This is a genomic window from Bradyrhizobium sp. 159 (genome assembly GCF_023073795.1).
Lineage (GTDB): Bacteria > Pseudomonadota > Alphaproteobacteria > Rhizobiales > Xanthobacteraceae > Bradyrhizobium.
This window is the reverse complement of record NZ_JADPKE010000041.1, coordinates 1-18,528: the sequence shown is the minus strand read 5'-3', so window position 1 is coordinate 18,528 and position 18,528 is coordinate 1. Positions and strand designations below refer to the sequence as shown.

The window sequence follows — 18,528 nt, the reverse complement described above, 5'->3', positions numbered from 1 at the left end:
GGCGCGTGGGTTGGCTTCGGCGGCATCGTTGCAGTGCTGTTGGCTAGTCTATTCGTTGGTCGCTCGTACAAGTTCAAGGGAAAGCCGCCGTAGCCAAGCTGATATCGGGTCGCTGCAACTTTTACCCGTCGGGCAAAACACCCGCCCCATGCAAAACCTCGTCAATCTCCCGCCGCAAAAATATTCCACTTTACCGAAATTCGGAATTGCGGCATTCTTCCCCTATCCCGGCCCGGGGAGAGGGACGATCGTACGTCGTAACGAAACGTGGGCCGGGGTGCGGTGGACGCGGCAGCGTCGGGCACGCCTAGGCGAGACCAGGGCGAGATGAACCTCGTGAGGTCCTTGACTGCGTGCGGACGGACGGCGCCCTGTCCGGCGAAGCCCTTTGGGCGAAGCCGGATTGCTGCGTACGGCAAAACCGTGTGGTCCTGACCGTCGTTGCTACGGTCAAGCCTTGCGGAGATGTCTTGAGCCCAACCGGGTCGCGAGGCATCGCCAATTCGCGAGGTGACGGAGGCCAGAAGGAACTCGGCTCCGGGGAGAGCAGGCATAAGCCGTCAAACCACTGCGCAGGGAAGGCCGTGTGTTGGGCTTCACCTGTATGCCGCTGTGCAGTTTTTCTGCGTGTGCTTTCGCACAGCGGACCGTGGGTGCCAGCCGGCACTCGGCCTTCCCTGCGCCCTCTTCACCGAAGAGGGGCACGGAATAGAGCAAAACTCGGGCGCATCGAGCCGCGAGAATGCCTTGTCATGTGTGGAACACTGGTGCTGCCGGACAGGATTGAACTGTCGACCTCTCCCTTACCAAGGGAGTGCTCTACCACTGAGCTACGGCAGCAGATGCTGGCACAGAATCGGGCCGCCACCGGGCCCGCCAAGCGGGGCGATGGATGCCACAAGGGCCCCTCATGTGCAAGCTTGCCGGCTCTGCCAAATCGAGAAAATCGGCGCGGTTGTCCGACCGAGGCGGCCTTATTGCCCAGAAATGACCGATTTTGGGGTGATTTTTCTGCCGGCGAGCCCCCGCCATCTGGCCAGTTGGTCCCGCCCTCGAATTCGACCAAATCTCGCTGGCTTCGTTGCGCCGGCCTCTTGTACCTCTTGAGATGTCGTCATTCGGTGGCATCCTGCCGCCGACAACGTGATGGGCCACGATGAGCGACGAGACTGACAAGACGCGGGCCGCTGATCCCCGGCAGGACCGGCTGAAATCGGCGCTGCGCGAAAACCTGAAGCGGCGGAAGGTGCAGGCGCGCGAACGCGCCGCAAGGACCGAGCCGTCGCAGAACGATGATGATTCCCTGGGTAAGGGGACCGCCGGCAAGACCGGCAGTTGAAGGCCGACGGCTAACATTTTGGAGTGCATGGAAGTGGCAATGGGGCAGGACGGACAGCAACGAACCGACCGCGACGCGCTGATCTCGCGGTTTACCCGTCCCGAGCAGACCTTTCCGACGCTGGCATCAGCCGAGATCGCGCGTATCAGGCATTTCGGCGAGGTCCGCAGCTATGCCGACGGCGAGTTCCTGTTCGAGACCGGCAAGCCCGGGCCCGGCATGTTCGTCGTGCTGTCTGGCCACGTTGCCATCACCCAGCGCGACGGGCTCGGCCACGTCACGCCGGTGATCGATCAGGGGCCGGGGCAATTCCTCGCCGAGCTCGGCCAGCTCTCGGGACGGCCGGCGCTGGTCGACGGACGCGCCGAGAGCGAAGTCGAGGTGCTGCTGGTACGCCCGGACCGGCTGCGCGCGCTGCTGGTGGCCGAAGCCGAGCTTGGCGAGCGCATCATGCGCGCGCTGATCCTGCGCCGGGTCAGCCTGATCCAGGGCGGCATTGGCGGCCCCGTGTTGATCGGTCCGTCGAACTCCGCCGGCGTGGTGCGCCTGCAAGGCTTTCTCACCCGCAACGGCCAGCCGCATCATCTGCTCGACCCCAATAGCGAGCATGACGCCGCCGAGATCATCGCGCGCTATTCGCCCGAGCCGGAGGATTGGCCGCTCGTCGTCACCGCCGACGGCACCGTGCTGCGCAACCCCAGCGAAACCGCGCTTGGCCGCGCCATCGGCATGATCGGCGGGGCGAAGGATGACCGCATCTACGACGTCGCGATCGTCGGCTGTGGACCGGCAGGCCTTGCGACGGCGGTCTACGCGGCGTCCGAAGGGCTGTCCGTCGCCGTGCTCGACACCCGCGCCTTCGGCGGCCAGGCCGGCGCCAGCGCGCGCATCGAGAATTATCTGGGCTTTCCAACCGGCATCTCGGGCCAGGCGCTTGCGGGTCGCGCCTTCACCCAGGCGCAGAAATTCGGCGCCGAGATCATGATCCCAATGTCGGTGAAGTCGCTGGACTGCTCGCGCAGCGCCGGTACGTTCGCGCTGGCGCTGGATTGCGGCGACACATTGCGGTCACGCGCGGTGGTGGTCGCGAGCGGCGCACGTTATCGCCGGCCCGAGATCGAGAACCTCGACAAGTTCGAGGGACGCGGCGTCTGGTACTGGGCATCTCCTGTCGAGGCGCGGCTCTGCGCCGGCGAGGAGGTGGCGCTGGTCGGTGCCGGCAATTCGGCCGGCCAGGCCGCCGTGTTCCTGTCAGGGCATGCAAAGAAGGTCTTGATGATCATCCGCGGCGGCGGCCTGGGCGCCAGCATGTCGCGCTATCTGATCGAACGCATCGAAGCGACGCCGAACATCGAATTGATGTTCAACACCGAGATCACCGCGCTCGAAGGCGACGAGGCCTCGCTGCTGCGCCGCATCCGCTGGAAGAGCCGGCTTTCCGATGACGAGGATTCTGCCGAGATCCGCAATCTCTTTCTGTTCGTCGGCGCCGATCCCGCCACCAATTGGCTCGACGGCTGCGGCGTCACGCTCGACCGCGGCGGCTTCATCGTGACCGGCGCGCAGTCCGAGCAGAACCAGGGCCGGCTGGTGGCGCCGCTCGAGACCTCCGTGCCCGGCGTCTATGCCGTCGGCGACGTCCGCTCCGGCTCGGTCAAGCGCGTCGGCGGCGCTATCGGCGAAGGCGCGCAGGTCGTGGCCTCCCTGCACGGCTATCTCGGCGACGCCGCAAAACCGGCGCTTTAGGCAAGCAGAAGACAAGCGGAATATGGGTTGTCATCGTGCGACATCCCGCGGACTATCCCCTCATCCTGAGGAGCCGCGACAGCGGCGTCTCGAAGGATCGAGGCCCAGCTGTCACAGCCGGGCCTTCATGGTTCGAGACGCGTGCTTCGCACGCTCCTCACCATGAGGATCTAAACACAACAAGTTTCACAGGGAGGACTAAATGGCTGAACTCGTCGTGCTCTACAAGACGCCCAAGGATGCTGCGGCCTTCGACAAGCATTATGCCGAGACCCACATTCCGCTTGCCAAGAAACTGCCCGGCTTGAAGAAGTACGCGGTCAGCACCGGCCCGGTCGGCTCTCCCGCTGGTCCTTCCGGAGTCCACCTCGTCGCAATTCTCACTTTCGACAGCGTGGCCGCCATCCAGGCGGCATTCGGCAGCGCAGAAGGCAAGGCGGCAGCGGGCGACGTGCCGAAATTCGCCAGCGGCGGCGCCGACCTGCTGATCTTCGACACCAAGGAAGTGTGAACCACGCGCAAGGGCGGCCCACATATCGCGGGCCGCTCTTGCCGAAGATGATTCAAGTTCGTCGAAAACCTGCTGTCGTTTGTGACAGCGCTGCAAAAAATCCGAGCACGCGTTTGTCACTTCGCACGATGGCGCATGGCTCGGGGGGCATGTGCGGCGCCATCGCATGTGGCAATCCGATGAGGACCGTAATATCAATCGCCTGATCTCAATGCTGGACACGTAGGAGAGACGTCATGGTGCTTGGGTTGAGCCTGTCCGCCTTTACGATGATCCATGTCGTCATCAGCCTGATTGCCATCGTCGCGGGCCTCGTCGTGATGTTCGGCCTGCTCGGCTCGAAGTCGATGCCGGGCCTCACCGCGATCTTCCTGCTGTTCACGATCCTGACCAGCGCGACCGGCTTCCTGTTTCCGTTCGAGAAGCTGCTGCCGTCGCACGTCATCGGCATCATCTCGCTGTTGCTGCTCGCGATCGCGTGCATCGCGCTCTACGGCATGAAGCTCGCAGGTGCCTGGCGCCCGGTCTATATCGTGACCGCGATGGTCTCGCTCTATTTCAACGTCTTCGTGCTGGTCATCCAGTCGTTCCTGAAGGTGCCGGCGCTCGCCGCGCTCGCGCCCGCCGTGCCGCCGGCGCCACCGTCGGGTCCGGTGTTCGCGGTGGTGCAGGGCATCGTGCTGGTGTTCTTCGTGCTGCTCACCATCGGCGCCTGGCGCCGCTTCAGGCCGATGGCGTTTGCCTGATCGTTCAAGGAGCCTAGCAATGCCCACCATCACCACCAAAGACGGCGTCGCGATCTTCTACAAGGATTGGGGCTCGGGCCAGCCGATCGTGTTCAGTCATGGCTGGCCGCTCTCGGCCGACGACTGGGACGCGCAGATGTTGTTCTTCGTCTCGCATGGCTACCGCGTCATCGCGCATGACCGCCGCGGCCACGGCCGCTCGGCGCAGGTCGCCGACGGCCACGACATGGATCATTACGCCGACGACCTTGCCGCGCTGACCGCCCATCTCGACCTCAAGAACGCCTTCCATGTCGGCCACTCCACCGGTGGCGGCGAGGTCGTGCACTACATCGCGCGCCACGGCGAGAGCCGCGTCGCGAAAGCGGCGATCCTGGCCGCAGTGCCGCCGCTGATGGTGCAGACCGCGGCCAATCCCGGCGGCCTGCCGAAGAGCGTGTTCGACGACCTCCAGGCGCAACTCGCGGCCAGCCGCACGCAATTCTATCGCGACCTGCCCGCCGGCCCGTTCTATGGCTACAATCGTCCCGGCGCAAAGCCGTCGGAAGCGGTGATCCAGAACTGGTGGCGCCAGGGCATGATGGGCGGCGCAAAAGCGCATTACGACGGCATCGTCGCGTTCTCGCAGACCGACTTCACCGAGGACCTGAAGAAGATCAACGTGCCGGTGCTGGTCATGCACGGCGACGACGACCAGATCGTGCCTTACGCCGATTCCGCGCCGCTGTCGGCCAAGCTGTTAAAAAAAGGCATCCTCAAGACCTACAAAGGCTTCCCCCACGGCATGCCGACCACGCACGCCGAGACCATCAACGCGGACCTCCTGGCGTTCTTCAGGGAGTGAAGCTTCGCGTGCTCCGCCGGATCTCACCATCGCTCGTCACCTCGAGCCGAGCAGATCGACCGCGCCATGACCCGCGTCGCGCGGCAGAGGTATCCGCGAAGATGCTGAAAACGGAGGATATCAATAGCCTCTAGTCCGCCGCGCAGTTAGTTTGGTGCGGAAAGTTCGGCGCTCGCGCGCGTTGAGTCCCGTCCGCCCTTGAAGGAGAAGCGTCGGCGATGTCTCCCCAGCTCAAACTGATCGCACTTGACGCCGACGATCTCGCTGTCATCTCGACCCATGTCCAGGACGCCCGTGTCCAGGCCTCCGACATCATCTGGCGGCAGAGCGAGAAGCGGCTTGTCGTCGGCATGAGCCGGCTCGACTGGGAGCAGACGCTGGAAGGCGAGACCGAGCCGCGCCGGCTGGTCGCCGCGCTCCGCTTCGACCGCGTGCTTGCCTGCAAGTCGCGCAACATCGACCTCGCCGCACCGGACAAGGTGCTGGACCTCGTCGGCATCGAGTTTCACCCCCAGGGTGGCCGCAACGAGGAGCCCGGCGGCAGTGCCCTGCTTCTGTTCGCCCAGGGCGGCGCCATCCGCCTCGACGTCGAATGCCTGGAATGCGAGCTGACCGACCTCGGGGCGGACGCGCTGGGGGCGGGCCCGGGGATCGAGGGGTGAGAATGGCATGCCAAGCCAACGCATTCCGCTGTCGTCCTGGCGAAAGCCAGGACGGCAGCGGAGGGAAACGACCCGGCCCAAGGGTTGACGCCGCTTCCCCGCCGCGCCATTGAGCAGGGTCGGGTGAGCCAATCCGCCCCAAAAGACCAGCCAGAAGCCCAGCCAAATGCCCGTTCGTCTCGACCGCAGCAGCGCCGATTTTGACCAGCGATTCGCGGCCTTCCTCGCCGCCAAGCGCGAGGTCTCGGCGGACGTCGAGGCCGCCGCGCGCGCAATCGTCGACGACGTCGCTAAGCGGGGCGATGCGGCCCTGCTCGAGGCCACGAAAAAATTCGACCGGCTTTCGCTGGATGCCGCCTCCTTGCGCGTCACCGCCGCCGAGATCGAAGCCGCGACAAAGGCCTGTGATGCCGCGACGCTGGACGCGCTGAAGCTCGCGCGCGACCGCATCGAGATCTATCACCGCCGCCAGCTTCCGACGGACGAACGTTTCACCGACCCGCTCGGCGTCGAGCTCGGCTGGCGCTACACCGCAATCGAATCCGCCGGCCTCTATGTGCCCGGCGGCACCGCGGCCTATCCCTCCTCGGTGCTGATGAACGCCGTGCCCGCGAAGGTCGCCGGCGTTGCGCGCCTCGTCATGGTGGTGCCCTCGCCCGACGGCAAGCTCAACCCGCTGGTGCTGGCGGCAGCCCATCTCGGCGGCGTCACCGAGATCTACCGGGTTGGCGGCGCACAGGCCGTGGCCGCGCTCGCGCACGGCACCGCGACGATCGCGCCGGTTGCCAAGATCGTCGGGCCCGGCAACGCCTATGTCGCCGCCGCAAAGCGGCTGGTGTTCGGCAAGGTCGGCATCGACATGATCGCGGGTCCCTCCGAGGTGCTGGTGATCGCCGATGACACCGGCAATGCCGACTGGATCGCCGCGGATCTGTTGGCACAGGCCGAGCACGATGCCAGCGCGCAATCGATCCTGATCACCGATTCCGCGCGGCTTGCCGCCGAGGTCGAAAAGGCGGTCGCGGCGCAGCTGAAGACGCTGCCGCGGGCTGCGATCGCTGGCGCCTCGTGGGCCGATTTCGGCGCCATCATCATGGTGAAGGATATTGCTGGCGCCATCCCGCTCGCGGACGCGATCGCCGCCGAGCATCTCGAGATCATGACGAGCGATCCCGATGCGCTCGCCGCGAAGATCCGCAATGCAGGTGCGGTGTTCCTCGGTGCGCATACGCCGGAGGCGATCGGCGATTATGTCGGCGGCTCCAACCACGTGCTGCCGACAGCGCGCTCGGCGCGGTTCTCCTCGGGCCTGTCGGTGCACGACTTCATCAAGCGCACCTCGATCCTGAAATGCGGTCCGGATCAGCTGCGTGCGCTAGGTCCGGCCGCGATGACGCTTGGACAGGCGGAAGGGCTGGACGCGCATTCGCGCTCGATTGGATTGCGCCTCAATCAGTCATGACAAGGCCGCCCGAACAGGACGACTCGACCAATCGCATCGTCGGCGTCACGCTGGACGAGGACTCGATCGGCCGTTCCGGGCCGGACATCGAGCATGAACGCGCGATCGCGATCTACGACCTGATCGAGCAGAATTTGTTCGCGCCCGACGGTGCCGAAGGGCAGGGCCCGTTCACGCTGCATATCGGCATCACCGGCAACCGCCTGATGTTCGACATTCGCCGCGAGGACGGCACGCCCGTGGTCGCGCATCTGTTGTCGCTGACGCCGTTCCGACGGATCGTGAAGGACTATTTCATGATTTGCGACAGCTATTATCAGGCGATCCGGACCGCGACGCCGGACAAGATCGAGGCCATCGACATGGGCCGCCGCGGCATCCATGACGAGGGATCGCGCACGCTCCAGGAGCGGCTGAAGGGCAAGGTGCGGGTCGATTTCGAGACCTCGCGCCGGCTGTTCACGCTCATTACTGTCCTGCACTGGAAAGGCTAAGCGCGATGGCGGCGCCGCCACGCGCACGCGATCCGCAATCGGTGCTGTTCGCCTGCGCGATGAACAGCGTGCGCTCGCCGATGGCCGAGAGCCTGTTGCAGCACATGTTTCCGCAGGGCCTCTACGTGAAGTCGGCCGGTGCCAGGAAGGGCGACCTCGATCCATTTGCGGTGTCGGTGATGGCCGAACTCGGCCAGGACATCTCCGCCCACAAGCCGCAGACCTTCGAGGAGCTGGAGGATTGGGAGGGCCTGAACTTCGACCTCATCATCACATTGTCGCCGGAGGCCCACCACAAGGCGCTTGAGCTGACCCGCACGCTCGCTGCCGAGGTCGAATACTGGCCGACGCAGGATCCCACCACCATCGAAGGCAGCCGTGACCAGAAGCTCGCCGCCTATCGCGAGGTTTGCGATCAGCTCTTGATGCGCATCCGCAGGCGGTTCGCGAAGGTGGGTGCGGCGAGCGGATAGCATGCGGCGTGCGTAACACCCGCGTCACAGAGCGCAGGCACACGCGTGTTGGCAACCTCGAATCACCAAACCTCCGGTTCCCGGGTTGTGAAACCGGCCCCCTTCCGATAGGTTCCGCGCGCAATTCACCCCGCTTCATCCCCCAAATCACCTGATGCTCGGCCGCCCCAAATTCGTACTTGCCTCCGGTTCGCCGCGGCGCCTGGCGCTGCTCAATCAGGCCGGCATCGAGCCGGACGCGCTCCGGCCGGCCGACGTCGACGAGACGCCGAAGCGGGGCGAGCTGCCGCGCGCCTGCGCCAACCGCCTCGCGAGGGCCAAGGCCGATGCGGCGCTCAAATCGGTGCAGCTGGATGATGAGCTGCGCGGCGCCTTCATCCTCTCTGCCGACACCGTGGTGGCGGTCGGCCGCCGCATCCTGCCCAAGGCCAATCTGGTCGACGAAGCCGCGCAGTGCCTGCGGCTGCTCTCGGGCCGCAACCACCGTGTCTACACCGCGATCTGCGTCGTCACGCCGCGCGAGGCCTTTCGCCAGCGCCTGATCGAGACCCGCGTCCGCTTCAAGCGCCTGTCGGAAGACGACATCCAGGCCTATATCGGCTCGGGCGAATGGCGCGGCAAAGCCGGCGGCTATGCGGTGCAGGGCATCGCCGGCTCGTTCGTGGTCAAGATGGTCGGCTCGTACACCAACGTAGTCGGCCTGCCGCTGTACGAGACGACGACCCTGCTCGGCGGCGAGGGCTTTCCGATCCGCTTCGGCTGGCTCAACGCCACCGCGCTGTGAGCACGACAGCGCCCTCGAGAAAAATCGCGAAACAACCCCATGCGCAGTAGAATGGCCCCACCGGCCCGCCGCGCGAACGCCTGCGCCGCCGCGCGAGGAACCCGTTTTCCTGACAGGCTGTTGAACTCCTTCACCTCGTGTAAGCGCCGACACCATGAACGATCACCTCAAAACGCCCGCCAAACCCCTCAAGACCTGCCCGATCTGCGGCAAGCCGCAGTCGCAGGCCACCCGCCCGTTCTGCTCCTCGCGCTGCCGCGACGTCGACCTGAACCGCTGGTTGAAGGGCTCCTACGTCATCCCCGGCCGCGACGACGAGGTGGATGACGTAGAATAGAAAGCAATATCAATGATTTGTTAAGTTCAGGAAGCGCCAGGCGCCAGCCGCAGCGACACTGCCCCACCTTGTACACAGCCGGGCCGCGCCCGGCGCAGCCTTCACGCGAAGCCGGGTGGACAGGCCGCTCTCGGCCCACTATAAACCGCCCGCTCGATGGGCTTTGGCCCCTCTCTTGGAGCACGCCCAGGTAGCTCAGTTGGTAGAGCATGCGACTGAAAATCGCAGTGTCGGTGGTTCGATTCCGCCCCTGGGCACCAACTACGCTTTCCCGCGCTGAAGCAAGAAGCTGACTAAGCCAAGATCGGCACGCGTTACGCGCTCGCGGGGCGTTCCTGGCTGGGCATATGCGACGGTCTACCTGCATCTCCAGGCGAACGCCGGAGCGGCGCAGAATTTCGTCACCAGCAATGGCGCGCGCGGCTCGGTTGTGACCGGACTCAACGCGCATGGGACGCCCTTGCTCTTGGCATCACCTACACCTCTCCCTTTTCGGTCCTGGGCGGCCAGGCCGCCTTCTCGCTCATCACGGCGCCGGGTAACGTCGGCATCGGCATCGACGCCCGAACCGTCTAGCAAGCCAGCGTTGCGCAAATGAGCGCCACCTCCGCCGGGCCACTTCAATGCGGCACTGAGCCAGCATCGCTGCAGATGGCCTGAAAGGTGGCAGTTCGACGTCTCAAGAGCCGGCTGCTCTGCCGCATCCGTTCGCTGTACGCGCCCGGCTGCAGCTGATATGCTCTTGGCCATAGGACGGTAAATGGCAGCTAGCCACAGACTTTCCCGCGATGCCGGCCTTCTGATCGGATTCGATCCCGCTCGCACTTTCTCGCAAGGCTTCGACATAACGCTGAAAAAATTCGTCTACGGCTGCCGCGTCCCTCGCTCACATTGGGAGATGTGCCATGGCTGCATCGGACTGGCGTCTCGAAGGCGAATGGATGAAGAATTGCACCTGCGCGTTTGGCTGCCCCTGCGATTTCAATGCGCCGCCGACCAAGGGCTATTGCAAGGGAATGTTCGGCATGCGGATCGCCAAAGGACATTTCGAAGGAACCAGGCTCGACGGTCTGTGCTTCGCGATCACGGTCGATTTCCCCGGCCCGCTGCATGAAGGCAACGGGACAATCCAGCCCATCATCGACGAACGCGCCGCGCCGGAACAGCGCCAGGCGTTGTTCAATATCTTTTCAGGCAAACATTCGGCCGAGGGTACGCTTTTTCAGATTGTCAGCCTCATCGTCACCAAGATCCACGATCCGATTTTCGCCCCCTTCGAATTTTCCTTCGACAAGGACGGCCGCGTCGCAAAACTCGTCGCCACGGGCGTGCTCGAGACCGACGTCGAGCCGATCAGGAATCCGGTGACGGGTGATCCGCACCGCATCCAGGTGGTGATGCCCGAGGGATTCGAGCACAGGGCTGCCGAGATCGCGTCCGCCAACATCCGCTCGACCGGTGCGATCCCGTTCGAGACCCAGGGCACGCACAGCTCGCTCGCCAATGTCGTGCAAACGCCCGAGGGCATTGCGGCATGATGCGGCGCTGACATCGAGACGAGGCCTCGGTGTCGGCTCCTCATCGCGATCCTGGAAAAGTCCATGCGGGGGCGCTTGATGCTGGAACGCCTACTTCAGCGCGACCGGCTGATCGTCGCAATCGGGACCGCCACAGTGGCGGCGCTCGCCTGGGCCTATCTCGCGGGGGGCGCCGGCATGGACACCGAGATGATGACCGCCATGCCGGACATGGCGCCAATGCCGTGGACGCCACTCTACGCTGCGCTGCTGTTCGTGATGTGGTGGGTGATGATGATCGCGATGATGGCGCCGAGCGCGGCGCCCACCGTTCTCTTGTATGCGACCGTCAAGCGCAAGCAGGAGACTGCATCCCGGGCCGCAATCGATGCCTGGATCTTTCTCGCCGGTTATCTCGTGACATGGGCGGGGTTCAGTGTCGTTGCGGTCCTGGCGCAATCGGTGTTGGAACGCTTGGGATTGCTGTCGATGGCGATGACCAGCACCAGCGCAATCTTCGGCGGCAGCATTCTGCTTGCCGCAGGCCTCTACCAGTTCACGCCGCTCAAACATGCGTGCCTGCGCTACTGCGAGAGCCCGCTGCTGTTTCTCAGCCGGCATTGGCGGCCCGGCACGCGCGGAGCTTTGCGGATGGGACTTCGCCACGGCAGCTATTGCGTCGGCTGCTGCTGGTTTCTGATGGCATTGCTGTTCGTCGGCGGCGCGATGAATCTAGCCTGGGTCGTCGGCATTGCGCTCTATGTCGCCGCTGAGAAACTGCTGCCGCTCGGCCGGCGATTGAGTTATGCGGCGGGCGCGGTCCTCATCCTGTCCGGCACGATCGTTCTGGCACGCGCGATGTGAGAGGCCGGGACAGATGACCAAAGGTATCGCTTCCAGCCGACCTCCGTGGTCACACGGATGTCGTCAGCTGAAGAATTGAGCTTTGCCCCAACCAAAGCTTAAGGCTGAGGAGGCTCAGCTCCACTTCGCTCACTTGGCAAGGTCCTTCCAACAACCGTCTGCGCGTGGCGCCTATGTCCATTCGCAATTGTGAGACTTGAGCACGAGCCGCGTTCCCGCCTCCGTGCTATTGCTGCTCCTCGCAATCCCGCGAGGCCCCCGTGCTCCCTCTTGCCGCCGACATCTTCACCGAGCCCGAGGACGTTTCGCCCGACGGCCTTGCCAATCTCGGTCCGCTCCGCCGTCTCGCCGGCAGCTGGCAGGCGGACAAGGGCATCGACGTCAATCCGAAGGCGGAGGGGCCGGAGCAGCGCGCCTTGGCTGGCGGATCGGCGGCCTGAGACCGGAGTATCACATGAAGCCTTATGTCATCTGCCTGATGCACGCCAGCCTGGATGGCCGCACGCATCCCAGCCGCTGGCGTCCGAAGGGTGCGGGCACGGACTGGTTCGAGAAAATCCATGACGAGCTCGGCGGCGACGCCTGGGTGATCGGCCGCGTTACTGGCTCGGAATTCGCCAAGGGCAAGCCGTATCCGACCGCGACGAGCGAGAAATTTCCGCGCGAGAACTGGTTCGCACGACGCGATGCGAAAAGCTTTGGGGTCGTGCTCGATGCGCAGGGCAAGATCGGCTGGGGCCGCGCCGACATCGGCGGGGATCCAATTGTCGTCGTGCTAGCCGAAAGCGTGCCGGATTCGCATCTCGCAGGGCTGCGCGGCGAGGGGGTGTCCTACGTCTTCGCCGGCAAGTCCGAGATCGATCTGGCGCTGACGCTGGACATCCTCAGCCGTGAGCTCGGCGTGAAGCGTCTGCTGGTCGAGGGCGGCGGTGTCGCCAATGGCGCGTTCCTGCGCGCGGGTCTCATCGACGAATTCAATCTGATCCTCAGCCCAGCAGTGGATGGCGCGAGCGGTGCGCCCTTCGTGTTCGACTCGACGGCTGCGGACAGCGACAAGCGCGCGCCCATCATGGCGATGACGCTGGAGAGCACGCGGGAGCTCGGCGGCGGTGTCCTGCTGCTGCGCTATCTGATCCAGAACGAGCCGCAGGCCGTGGCCAAGTAAGCGCCGGCATGTCGGAATCATCGGAGCACATCGTCATCGTCGGCGCCGGCGCCGCCGGCCTGATGGCAGCGCGGGAGCTGGCGCGTGCGGGCAGACGCGTGACCATCCTGGAGGCGCGCGAGCGCTGCGGCGGGCGCATCAATCCGCTGCCGGCATTGCAATTCGGCTATCCCGCCGACGGCGGAGCCGAGTTCGTCCATGGCGAGGCGCCGGTCACGCGGGCTTTGCTGCGCGAAGCCGGGCTGTCCCTTCAGGAGATCGAAGGCACGCAATGGAGCTTTGACGGCGCAAGCCTCTCGCGTGAGGACCGCCACGATCCGCATGAGGCGGAGCTGCAAGCCGCGCTGCGGGACTTGAAGGACGATCTGACTGTGGCCGATTTCCTGCGCCGCCATTTTGCCGGGGAGGACTATACGCGGCTGCGCCATTCGATCGAGCGGATGGTCGAGGGCTATGACGCGGCAGACCCCGAGCGTGCTTCGACACTGGCGTTGCGCGAGGAGTGGATGGATGGCGGTCACTCGCCGCAGGCGCGCATCAATGGTGGCTATGGCGCGCTGATCGATTTTCTGGCGGCCGAGTGCCGCGCCTGCGGCGTTGCGATCCGGCTCGGTTGCGCCGTGTTGGCGATCGTGGAAGAGGGCGGCGCCGTAGCGGTTCGCTGCGCCGGCGGTGATGGGCTTGCCTGCGACCGGGCGATCCTCACCGTGCCGCTGCCGCTGCTGCGCGAGATCGCGCTGCCGGCGAGCGTGAGCGCGAGGCTTGCTGCCGCCGACGACATCGCCTTCGGCAACGTCATCAAGATCCTGCTCCGCTTCGCGCGGCCATGGTGGCGCGACCGACAAGACGACCTCGCCGACATGACCTTCCTGCTGTCCGACGAAGCGATTCCGGTGTGGTGGACGCGATATCCTGACCAGCATCCCCTGCTCACCGGCTGGTTCGGCGGTCCACGGACGGCGGCGCTGTCGCATCTCGATTCGAAAGGACTGATCGAGGCCGGGCTCGATTCGCTCGCCGCCATCTTCAAGCGGTCACGCGAGGACATCGCGCGCGATCTCGTGGCGGCGGCCGCGAGCAATTGGGCGCACGATCCCTTTGCCCGCGGCGCCTATTCCTGGGCCACGCCACGGACGCGCGAGGCGCAAGCGATACTCGCCCGCGCCGACGGCTTGGTGCTGTTGTCCGGCGAAGCGCTCTATCGCGGCCGCGATATGGGCACGGTCGAAGCGGCACTGACGAGCGGCCTGGAGACGGCAGGGGTGATCTTGCGGAGCTAAGAAAGAAGGCCCGCATCTCTGCGGGCCATTTGTCTCACCAGCGTCCGCCGCCGAAGCTAAAAGTTACGCCGGGACCACCGCCGTAATATCCGTACGGGCCGCCGCCATAATAGCCGTGGTGCCGCGGGTAATAGCCGTAGCTCCGGTAATGGGGGCGATAATGGCCATGGTGGTGATGACGCCAGTGATGATGGTGCCGGTGGCCGTGATAATAGTGCCTATGCTGCGCGCTGATGTCGGTCGATCGGCTGTCCTGCGCGTTCTGCTTCGCGCTCGAATTATCGGCCGCGTTCGCCGCCGATCCGCCGGCAAGCGCCGCAGCACCGATCGCGATCGCGACAAAGAGATACTTCATGTCATCACTCCGGTTGAATGTCGTGTGACAACAGATGAGCATGCAGCGCGTTCCCGCCAGAGCGGGCGTCGAAACGACGCAGCGTGTGACGTCCGGTTCGCGCGAATGATCGCGTGTCGTCGGATTTATTGTCGCAAGGTAGGCGTTGTTGTGCCGCTGCCATCATGCCGCCCGAATGAGGCCACCAGCTCGGACGTCCCTCACGGATGCGGATCGGGAAAGCCGTGGCGCTCGGAGAGCGCGGCGAGGATCGCGTCCTTGTCGGCGATGAAGGCGCGGCCATGATGGCTGCCGGTCTGGTGCGGCGAAGTTGCCCCAATCGCGAGCACAAGCAGCGGCAGCGATTGATTCTCTTCGCCGACCAGCGTGATCACGGCCTGTCGCGGGCGCGGCCACGCAATGCGCGCGACGTCGAGCTGTTCGGCCGCCAGCGGGAAGGAGGCCAGCACGCCCTCGATCAGCGCGCAATGCCAACAGTAGAAGCGCCGGCCCGGAAAGGCCGGGTCCTCGAAATCGGGGCGCAGCAGAAACAGACGATCGCGCATCATGGGTCGCTCCGGAGCATGGCCGCGATCATACACGCTGACGCCAACAGAGGATGCTACTTGAACGGATCCTGGATCGACGGCGCCGATTGCCGGATGCGGCGCACGCTGACCGGCGTGCCGTCGGAGACGAACAAGAGCTCGTAGCGCCGGCCTTCGCTGTCGGTGGCGGAGCAGGTGACGTCGTTCACCTTCCTGGCGGCGAAATTGCCGGTCTGGCGGCAGATTCCGGTGGAGGTCTGCTCGGACGGCACCGGCAGGCCGTCGACCTTGGGACGGTCCTTGGAGTTGAGCAGCATGCGGTCGATCGGCAGCTCGTAGGAATTGTCGTCGGCGCGTTTGCCGTTCTCGCCCGAGAACGACACCACGTGATTTGCGTCGGTGGGATCGTCGACCGCGACCGCGAAATTGACCCGGCCCTTGTCGCCATGGGCGTAGGCGATCGTCTTGCAGGCATAGGTGCGCCCGGCGACTTTGAGCGTCTTGCACTTGCCCGACATCAGCGCCAGCAGGTCAATGAAGGCGTTCTGCTGCTCAAGCGGATTTTTGACAGGAATGGGAGCAGAAGACTCGGCAAAGCAAGGGCTTGCTAGGGCAATGAGGGCGGCACCGAGGACCGGCCGGCGGAGGCGCATCGGAAGGCTCATATGCCAGAGAACCAGGGAAAAGCTCCGTCCGATAACCATCGAACCGCAAATTGGCTGCGATCCCGTGTGCCTTGCCCGACCCATCTGGAATACCACCGCGTCACCCCGACGGCGATTCGTCGAAATCGCCCAGCCTGTCCCAGCCGGCACTTGCCGTCAGGCTAGTGTTTTTTTGGTGGCAGAGCTAGCCCATCGCCGCCTGCCAACGCCTGTCGCGCAAGGATGGCCGGCGGTGCAGGCGGGCGTCGAGCAGGGCGCGGGCGCGGGAGAGTTCACCGCTGCGCATCAGCGCGACGAGGTAGGTGTCCTCGATCAATTCGCGCTGGGCGTGGCTGCCGCCGATGCGCACGACGTCAGCCAGCACCGGCCCGAGCGTTTGCGCGCACGCCGTGTAATCCTCATCCGCAAAGGCCAGAAGCGCGCGGCAGATCGCGGGCACCACCGGGCCGGCCGGCAGCTTGCCGTCCGCGAGCCGCTGTTCGATCGCCGCAAGGCGCGCGGCAAGCGCCTCGTGATTCTGCGTTGCGGCGGCGAACAGTGCCATGTGGACGTCGGCGAAAGGCAGGCTCGACTTCGGAAACAGCTCTTGCGCGGTGGCATCGGCATCGAGCCAGAGCGCCTTCGGTACGGTGTGGCCGTAGGTCGAGAGGCGCCACAACAGCGATGCGGCGTCCGTGATGACGTTGAGCGGCGGCGCCTGCGTGACCGACGGCTGAAGCACGTCGGCATAGATCGACAGCGCCCGGGCTGCATCGCCGTGCTCCAGCGCGCCGAGGGCCTGGTGCCAGCGGATGTGACCGTGCAAAATTCCGGCGCGGTCGTAACACGGGATCCAATCGTCAACGAGACGATCGGCCGCCTCGATCGAGCCGTCCTCGAACATCGCATGCAGCACGGCATGCGCGGCATGGGCGTTCGCCCGGCGCAGTTCGAAGCCGCGCTCGGTAACGTCGCGGCCGCGGGGGACGTCGCCGTTCTCCGTCATCGCCCAGCCATACATGGTGAGAAACCACCAATCCTCGCCATAGTGCTGCGCGACGCGCTCGCAGAGCTCATGCCGGGCGCGGTCATGATCGGCCATGCCGGAGAAGGCGAACAGACCGAAGGCGCCGAGCGGCAGCGACAGCACCAATGCATCGCGCGGCCATGTCTCGACGTGCTTGCGCATCGCGGCGATCGCCTCGGGCAGCCGTCCCGCGATCGCCAACGCCAGTGTCTCGACATGGGAGCGCTCGCGTTCGGTGCCGCGTTTGGCGACGAGCTCGCGCGCGATCGCCGCCTTGCCGCGCGCGAGATCGCCCTGCTGGTAGAACGCGTGCACGCGGGCGCGGGCGATATGGGCCAGCGCGAAATCCGGGTCAGTCGCAATCGCGCGGTCCAGCGCCTCTGCCGTGCCGGTCCACCCCGAGAGCATGAGGTCGACGCCCTCGCGATAGGCGGAGGCTGCCGCATCGGATGTGGTGGAGAGCGGCAGGCCGTAGCGGTCTTCGTGAGCCATGGTCGTCTCCACAGTTCAAGCCGTCCGCGCCCGGCGTCCTTCGATCGGATAGGCGGGATCGTTGTAGCCTGGCGTCGAGGGATGGCCCGGCACGACCAGCCGGTCGATCAGTGCCTCGTCCTCTGCGGTGAAGCGATAGTCGAGCGCGCGGATGTAGTCGTTCCACTGTTCTTCCGTGCGGGGGCCGGCGATGATGGAGGTCACGAAAGCGGAGTTCAGCACCCAGGCGACCGCGAACTGGCCGGCGGTGATGCCCTTGTTCTCCGCGTGATGCTTGATCTCTTGGGCGAGCTGGAGCGATTCCGGCCGCCACTCGGTCTGCATCATGCGGGTGTCGCTGCGGCCCGCGCGCGTCTCCTTGTCCGGGGGCGCATCGGGCTTGTATTTGCCGGTGAGTACGCCGCGCGCCAAGGGACTGTAGGGCACGATGCCGAGACCGTAATAGGCGCAGGCCGGAAAATGCTCGACCTCCGGCATGCGGTTCATCGCGTTGTAATAGGGCTGACTCACCGCGGGCCGGTCGATGCCGAGCCGGTCGCAGATGTTGCAGATCTCGGCGACGCGCCAGGCGCGGTAGTTCGACACGCCGAAATAGCGCACCTTGCCCGCGCGGATCAGGTCGCCCATCGCGCGCACCGTCTCCTCCAGCGGCGTCGCATGGTCTTCCTTGTGCAAATAGTAGATGTCGATGTGGTCGGTGCCGAGCCGCGCCAAGCTCTCGTCCGCTGCCTGCAACACCCAGCGCCGCGACAGCCCGCCGCGATTGGGATCGTCTCCCATATCATGGTTCATGCGATTGGCGAGTTTTGTGGCGAGCACCCAGCCGTGACGATTGTGGGCAATCGCGCGTCCGACGACCTGTTCGGATGCGCCCTTCGCATAGGCATCTGCGGTGTCGATGAAATTGATCCCGGCATCGAATGCCTTCGCGATGATCTGCTTGGACGCGGCTTCATCCGTCGGCCCGCCGAACATCATGGTGCCCAGACAAATCGGCGACACTTTCAGGCCGCTGCGGCCGAGCTGGCGGTATTGCATGAGCTGTCCTCGATATTGGTGGAGGGCAGCATAGCCAGCAACGCCGGTCATTGCGAGTGCAGCGAAGCAATCCAGAGATGTGTCTGCGGAGGGATTCTGGATTGCTTCGCTGCGCTCGCAATTGTGCATGTTCACTAATTCGCTGATTGGATCGCTCCAGCGGAGGACGATCCGATGCGCGACAACAGCTATGACCGGACGATTGAGCGCAACTATCTGCA

20 protein-coding genes, 2 tRNA genes and 1 pseudogene are annotated in these 18,528 nt (G+C 65.1%); 17 read left to right on the top strand and 6 right to left on the bottom strand.

Annotated elements, in window-relative coordinates:
* Positions 1-765: 765 nt before the first annotated feature.
* Positions 766-840 (bottom strand) — tRNA-Thr (locus tag IVA96_RS09105).
* A gap of 316 nt (positions 841-1,156) precedes the next feature.
* Here IVA96_RS09105 and IVA96_RS09100 point away from each other — a divergent pair.
* From IVA96_RS09100 to IVA96_RS09020, 17 genes and pseudogenes are all read left to right on the top strand, one after another.
* The gene (locus tag IVA96_RS09100; protein ID WP_247281470.1) at positions 1,157-1,339 is read left to right on the top strand and encodes a hypothetical protein; all 183 of its coding nucleotides are present in this window, start codon (positions 1,157-1,159) and stop codon (positions 1,337-1,339) included.
* Between the two features lie 39 nt (positions 1,340-1,378).
* Positions 1,379-3,085, top strand: coding sequence for a cyclic nucleotide-binding domain-containing thioredoxin-disulfide reductase (locus IVA96_RS09095; RefSeq protein WP_247281527.1), 1,707 nt, complete (start codon positions 1,379-1,381; stop codon positions 3,083-3,085).
* Between the two features lie 202 nt (positions 3,086-3,287).
* Positions 3,288-3,596: an EthD family reductase gene (locus IVA96_RS09090; protein ID WP_247281469.1), complete on the top strand. Its 309-nt coding sequence runs from the start codon at positions 3,288-3,290 to the stop codon at positions 3,594-3,596.
* A gap of 236 nt (positions 3,597-3,832) precedes the next feature.
* On the top strand, positions 3,833-4,342 hold the full coding sequence (locus IVA96_RS09085; protein ID WP_247281468.1) for a hypothetical protein: 510 nt from the start codon (positions 3,833-3,835) through the stop codon (positions 4,340-4,342).
* Positions 4,343-4,361: 19 nt separating this feature from the next.
* Positions 4,362-5,186, top strand: a complete 825-nt coding sequence (locus tag IVA96_RS09080) for an alpha/beta hydrolase (RefSeq protein ID WP_247281467.1) — start codon at positions 4,362-4,364, stop codon at positions 5,184-5,186.
* Between the two features lie 218 nt (positions 5,187-5,404).
* The gene (locus IVA96_RS09075; protein ID WP_247281466.1) at positions 5,405-5,848 is read left to right on the top strand and encodes a DUF2948 family protein; all 444 of its coding nucleotides are present in this window, start codon (positions 5,405-5,407) and stop codon (positions 5,846-5,848) included.
* Between the two features lie 166 nt (positions 5,849-6,014).
* Entirely contained in the window at positions 6,015-7,310 is a 1,296-nt protein-coding gene (gene hisD / locus IVA96_RS09070; protein WP_247281465.1) for a histidinol dehydrogenase, read from the top strand.
* Positions 7,307-7,804: a UPF0262 family protein gene (locus IVA96_RS09065; protein ID WP_247281464.1), complete on the top strand. Its 498-nt coding sequence runs from the start codon at positions 7,307-7,309 to the stop codon at positions 7,802-7,804. The genes hisD and IVA96_RS09065 overlap by 4 nt, the downstream gene beginning before the upstream one ends.
* Positions 7,805-7,809: 5 nt before the next feature.
* Positions 7,810-8,277: a low molecular weight phosphatase family protein gene (locus IVA96_RS09060; RefSeq protein WP_247281463.1), complete on the top strand. Its 468-nt coding sequence runs from the start codon at positions 7,810-7,812 to the stop codon at positions 8,275-8,277.
* Between the two features lie 154 nt (positions 8,278-8,431).
* Positions 8,432-9,061, top strand: coding sequence for a Maf-like protein (locus IVA96_RS09055; RefSeq protein WP_247281462.1), 630 nt, complete (start codon positions 8,432-8,434; stop codon positions 9,059-9,061).
* Between the two features lie 154 nt (positions 9,062-9,215).
* The gene (gene yacG / locus IVA96_RS09050) at positions 9,216-9,398 is read left to right on the top strand and encodes a DNA gyrase inhibitor YacG (RefSeq protein WP_247281461.1); all 183 of its coding nucleotides are present in this window, start codon (positions 9,216-9,218) and stop codon (positions 9,396-9,398) included.
* A 184-nt stretch (positions 9,399-9,582) separates the two neighbouring features.
* Positions 9,583-9,658: transfer RNA gene (locus IVA96_RS09045), tRNA-Phe, on the top strand.
* A 645-nt stretch (positions 9,659-10,303) separates the two neighbouring features.
* Positions 10,304-10,936: a DUF1326 domain-containing protein gene (locus IVA96_RS09040; protein ID WP_247281460.1), complete on the top strand. Its 633-nt coding sequence runs from the start codon at positions 10,304-10,306 to the stop codon at positions 10,934-10,936.
* 78 nt (positions 10,937-11,014) lie between these two features.
* Positions 11,015-11,779 (top strand): DUF2182 domain-containing protein, encoded by a 765-nt coding sequence (locus IVA96_RS09035; RefSeq protein ID WP_247416872.1) that lies wholly within the window; start codon positions 11,015-11,017, stop codon positions 11,777-11,779.
* Between the two features lie 260 nt (positions 11,780-12,039).
* A pseudogene (locus IVA96_RS09030) lies at positions 12,040-12,192 on the top strand (FABP family protein); the annotation flags it as partial.
* 41 nt (positions 12,193-12,233) lie between these two features.
* On the top strand, positions 12,234-12,944 hold the full coding sequence (locus IVA96_RS09025; RefSeq protein ID WP_247281458.1) for a dihydrofolate reductase family protein: 711 nt from the start codon (positions 12,234-12,236) through the stop codon (positions 12,942-12,944).
* 8 nt (positions 12,945-12,952) lie between these two features.
* The gene (locus tag IVA96_RS09020; protein WP_247281457.1) at positions 12,953-14,224 is read left to right on the top strand and encodes an NAD(P)/FAD-dependent oxidoreductase; all 1,272 of its coding nucleotides are present in this window, start codon (positions 12,953-12,955) and stop codon (positions 14,222-14,224) included.
* Positions 14,225-14,258: 34 nt separating this feature from the next.
* On the opposite strand, the gene IVA96_RS09015 is transcribed toward IVA96_RS09020, so the two are convergent.
* The 5 genes from IVA96_RS09015 to IVA96_RS08995 all read right to left on the bottom strand — a co-directional run bounded on the left by IVA96_RS09015 (position 14,259) and on the right by IVA96_RS08995 (position 18,307).
* Positions 14,259-14,579 carry a hypothetical protein gene (locus IVA96_RS09015; RefSeq protein ID WP_247281456.1) on the bottom strand — a complete coding sequence of 107 codons (321 nt, stop codon included), beginning with the start codon at positions 14,577-14,579 and terminating at the stop codon, positions 14,259-14,261.
* 200 nt (positions 14,580-14,779) lie between these two features.
* Positions 14,780-15,127 carry a DUF3088 domain-containing protein gene (locus IVA96_RS09010; RefSeq protein ID WP_247281455.1) on the bottom strand — a complete coding sequence of 116 codons (348 nt, stop codon included), beginning with the start codon at positions 15,125-15,127 and terminating at the stop codon, positions 14,780-14,782.
* Positions 15,128-15,180: 53 nt separating this feature from the next.
* On the bottom strand, positions 15,181-15,759 hold the full coding sequence (locus tag IVA96_RS09005) for a hypothetical protein (protein WP_247281454.1): 579 nt from the start codon (positions 15,757-15,759) through the stop codon (positions 15,181-15,183).
* 196 nt (positions 15,760-15,955) lie between these two features.
* Positions 15,956-17,269, bottom strand: a complete 1,314-nt coding sequence (locus IVA96_RS09000; protein WP_247281453.1) for a tetratricopeptide repeat protein — start codon at positions 17,267-17,269, stop codon at positions 15,956-15,958.
* A 15-nt stretch (positions 17,270-17,284) separates the two neighbouring features.
* Positions 17,285-18,307 carry an aldo/keto reductase gene (locus tag IVA96_RS08995; RefSeq protein WP_247416867.1) on the bottom strand — a complete coding sequence of 341 codons (1,023 nt, stop codon included), beginning with the start codon at positions 18,305-18,307 and terminating at the stop codon, positions 17,285-17,287.
* Positions 18,308-18,528 lie beyond the last annotated feature (221 nt).

Coding starts and splice junctions, on each gene's coding strand:
- IVA96_RS09100 (WP_247281470.1), top strand. CDS start 1,157: ATGAGCGACGAGACTGACAAGACGCGGGCCGCTGATCCCCGGCAGGAC.
- IVA96_RS09040 (WP_247281460.1), top strand. CDS start 10,304: ATGGCTGCATCGGACTGGCGTCTCGAAGGCGAATGGATGAAGAATTGC.
- yacG (WP_247281461.1), top strand. CDS start 9,216: ATGAACGATCACCTCAAAACGCCCGCCAAACCCCTCAAGACCTGCCCG.
- IVA96_RS09075 (WP_247281466.1), top strand. CDS start 5,405: ATGTCTCCCCAGCTCAAACTGATCGCACTTGACGCCGACGATCTCGCT.
- IVA96_RS09015 (WP_247281456.1), bottom strand. CDS start 14,579: ATGAAGTATCTCTTTGTCGCGATCGCGATCGGTGCTGCGGCGCTTGCC.
- IVA96_RS09025 (WP_247281458.1), top strand. CDS start 12,234: ATGAAGCCTTATGTCATCTGCCTGATGCACGCCAGCCTGGATGGCCGC.
- IVA96_RS09090 (WP_247281469.1), top strand. CDS start 3,288: ATGGCTGAACTCGTCGTGCTCTACAAGACGCCCAAGGATGCTGCGGCC.
- IVA96_RS09085 (WP_247281468.1), top strand. CDS start 3,833: ATGGTGCTTGGGTTGAGCCTGTCCGCCTTTACGATGATCCATGTCGTC.
- IVA96_RS09055 (WP_247281462.1), top strand. CDS start 8,432: ATGCTCGGCCGCCCCAAATTCGTACTTGCCTCCGGTTCGCCGCGGCGC.
- IVA96_RS09035 (WP_247416872.1), top strand. CDS start 11,015: ATGCTGGAACGCCTACTTCAGCGCGACCGGCTGATCGTCGCAATCGGG.
- IVA96_RS09010 (WP_247281455.1), bottom strand. CDS start 15,127: ATGATGCGCGATCGTCTGTTTCTGCTGCGCCCCGATTTCGAGGACCCG.
- IVA96_RS09005 (WP_247281454.1), bottom strand. CDS start 15,759: ATGCGCCTCCGCCGGCCGGTCCTCGGTGCCGCCCTCATTGCCCTAGCA.
- IVA96_RS09020 (WP_247281457.1), top strand. CDS start 12,953: ATGTCGGAATCATCGGAGCACATCGTCATCGTCGGCGCCGGCGCCGCC.
- IVA96_RS09060 (WP_247281463.1), top strand. CDS start 7,810: ATGGCGGCGCCGCCACGCGCACGCGATCCGCAATCGGTGCTGTTCGCC.
- IVA96_RS09095 (WP_247281527.1), top strand. CDS start 1,379: ATGGGGCAGGACGGACAGCAACGAACCGACCGCGACGCGCTGATCTCG.
- IVA96_RS09000 (WP_247281453.1), bottom strand. CDS start 17,269: ATGGCTCACGAAGACCGCTACGGCCTGCCGCTCTCCACCACATCCGAT.
- IVA96_RS09065 (WP_247281464.1), top strand. CDS start 7,307: ATGACAAGGCCGCCCGAACAGGACGACTCGACCAATCGCATCGTCGGC.
- IVA96_RS08995 (WP_247416867.1), bottom strand. CDS start 18,307: ATGCAATACCGCCAGCTCGGCCGCAGCGGCCTGAAAGTGTCGCCGATT.
- hisD (WP_247281465.1), top strand. CDS start 6,015: ATGCCCGTTCGTCTCGACCGCAGCAGCGCCGATTTTGACCAGCGATTC.
- IVA96_RS09080 (WP_247281467.1), top strand. CDS start 4,362: ATGCCCACCATCACCACCAAAGACGGCGTCGCGATCTTCTACAAGGAT.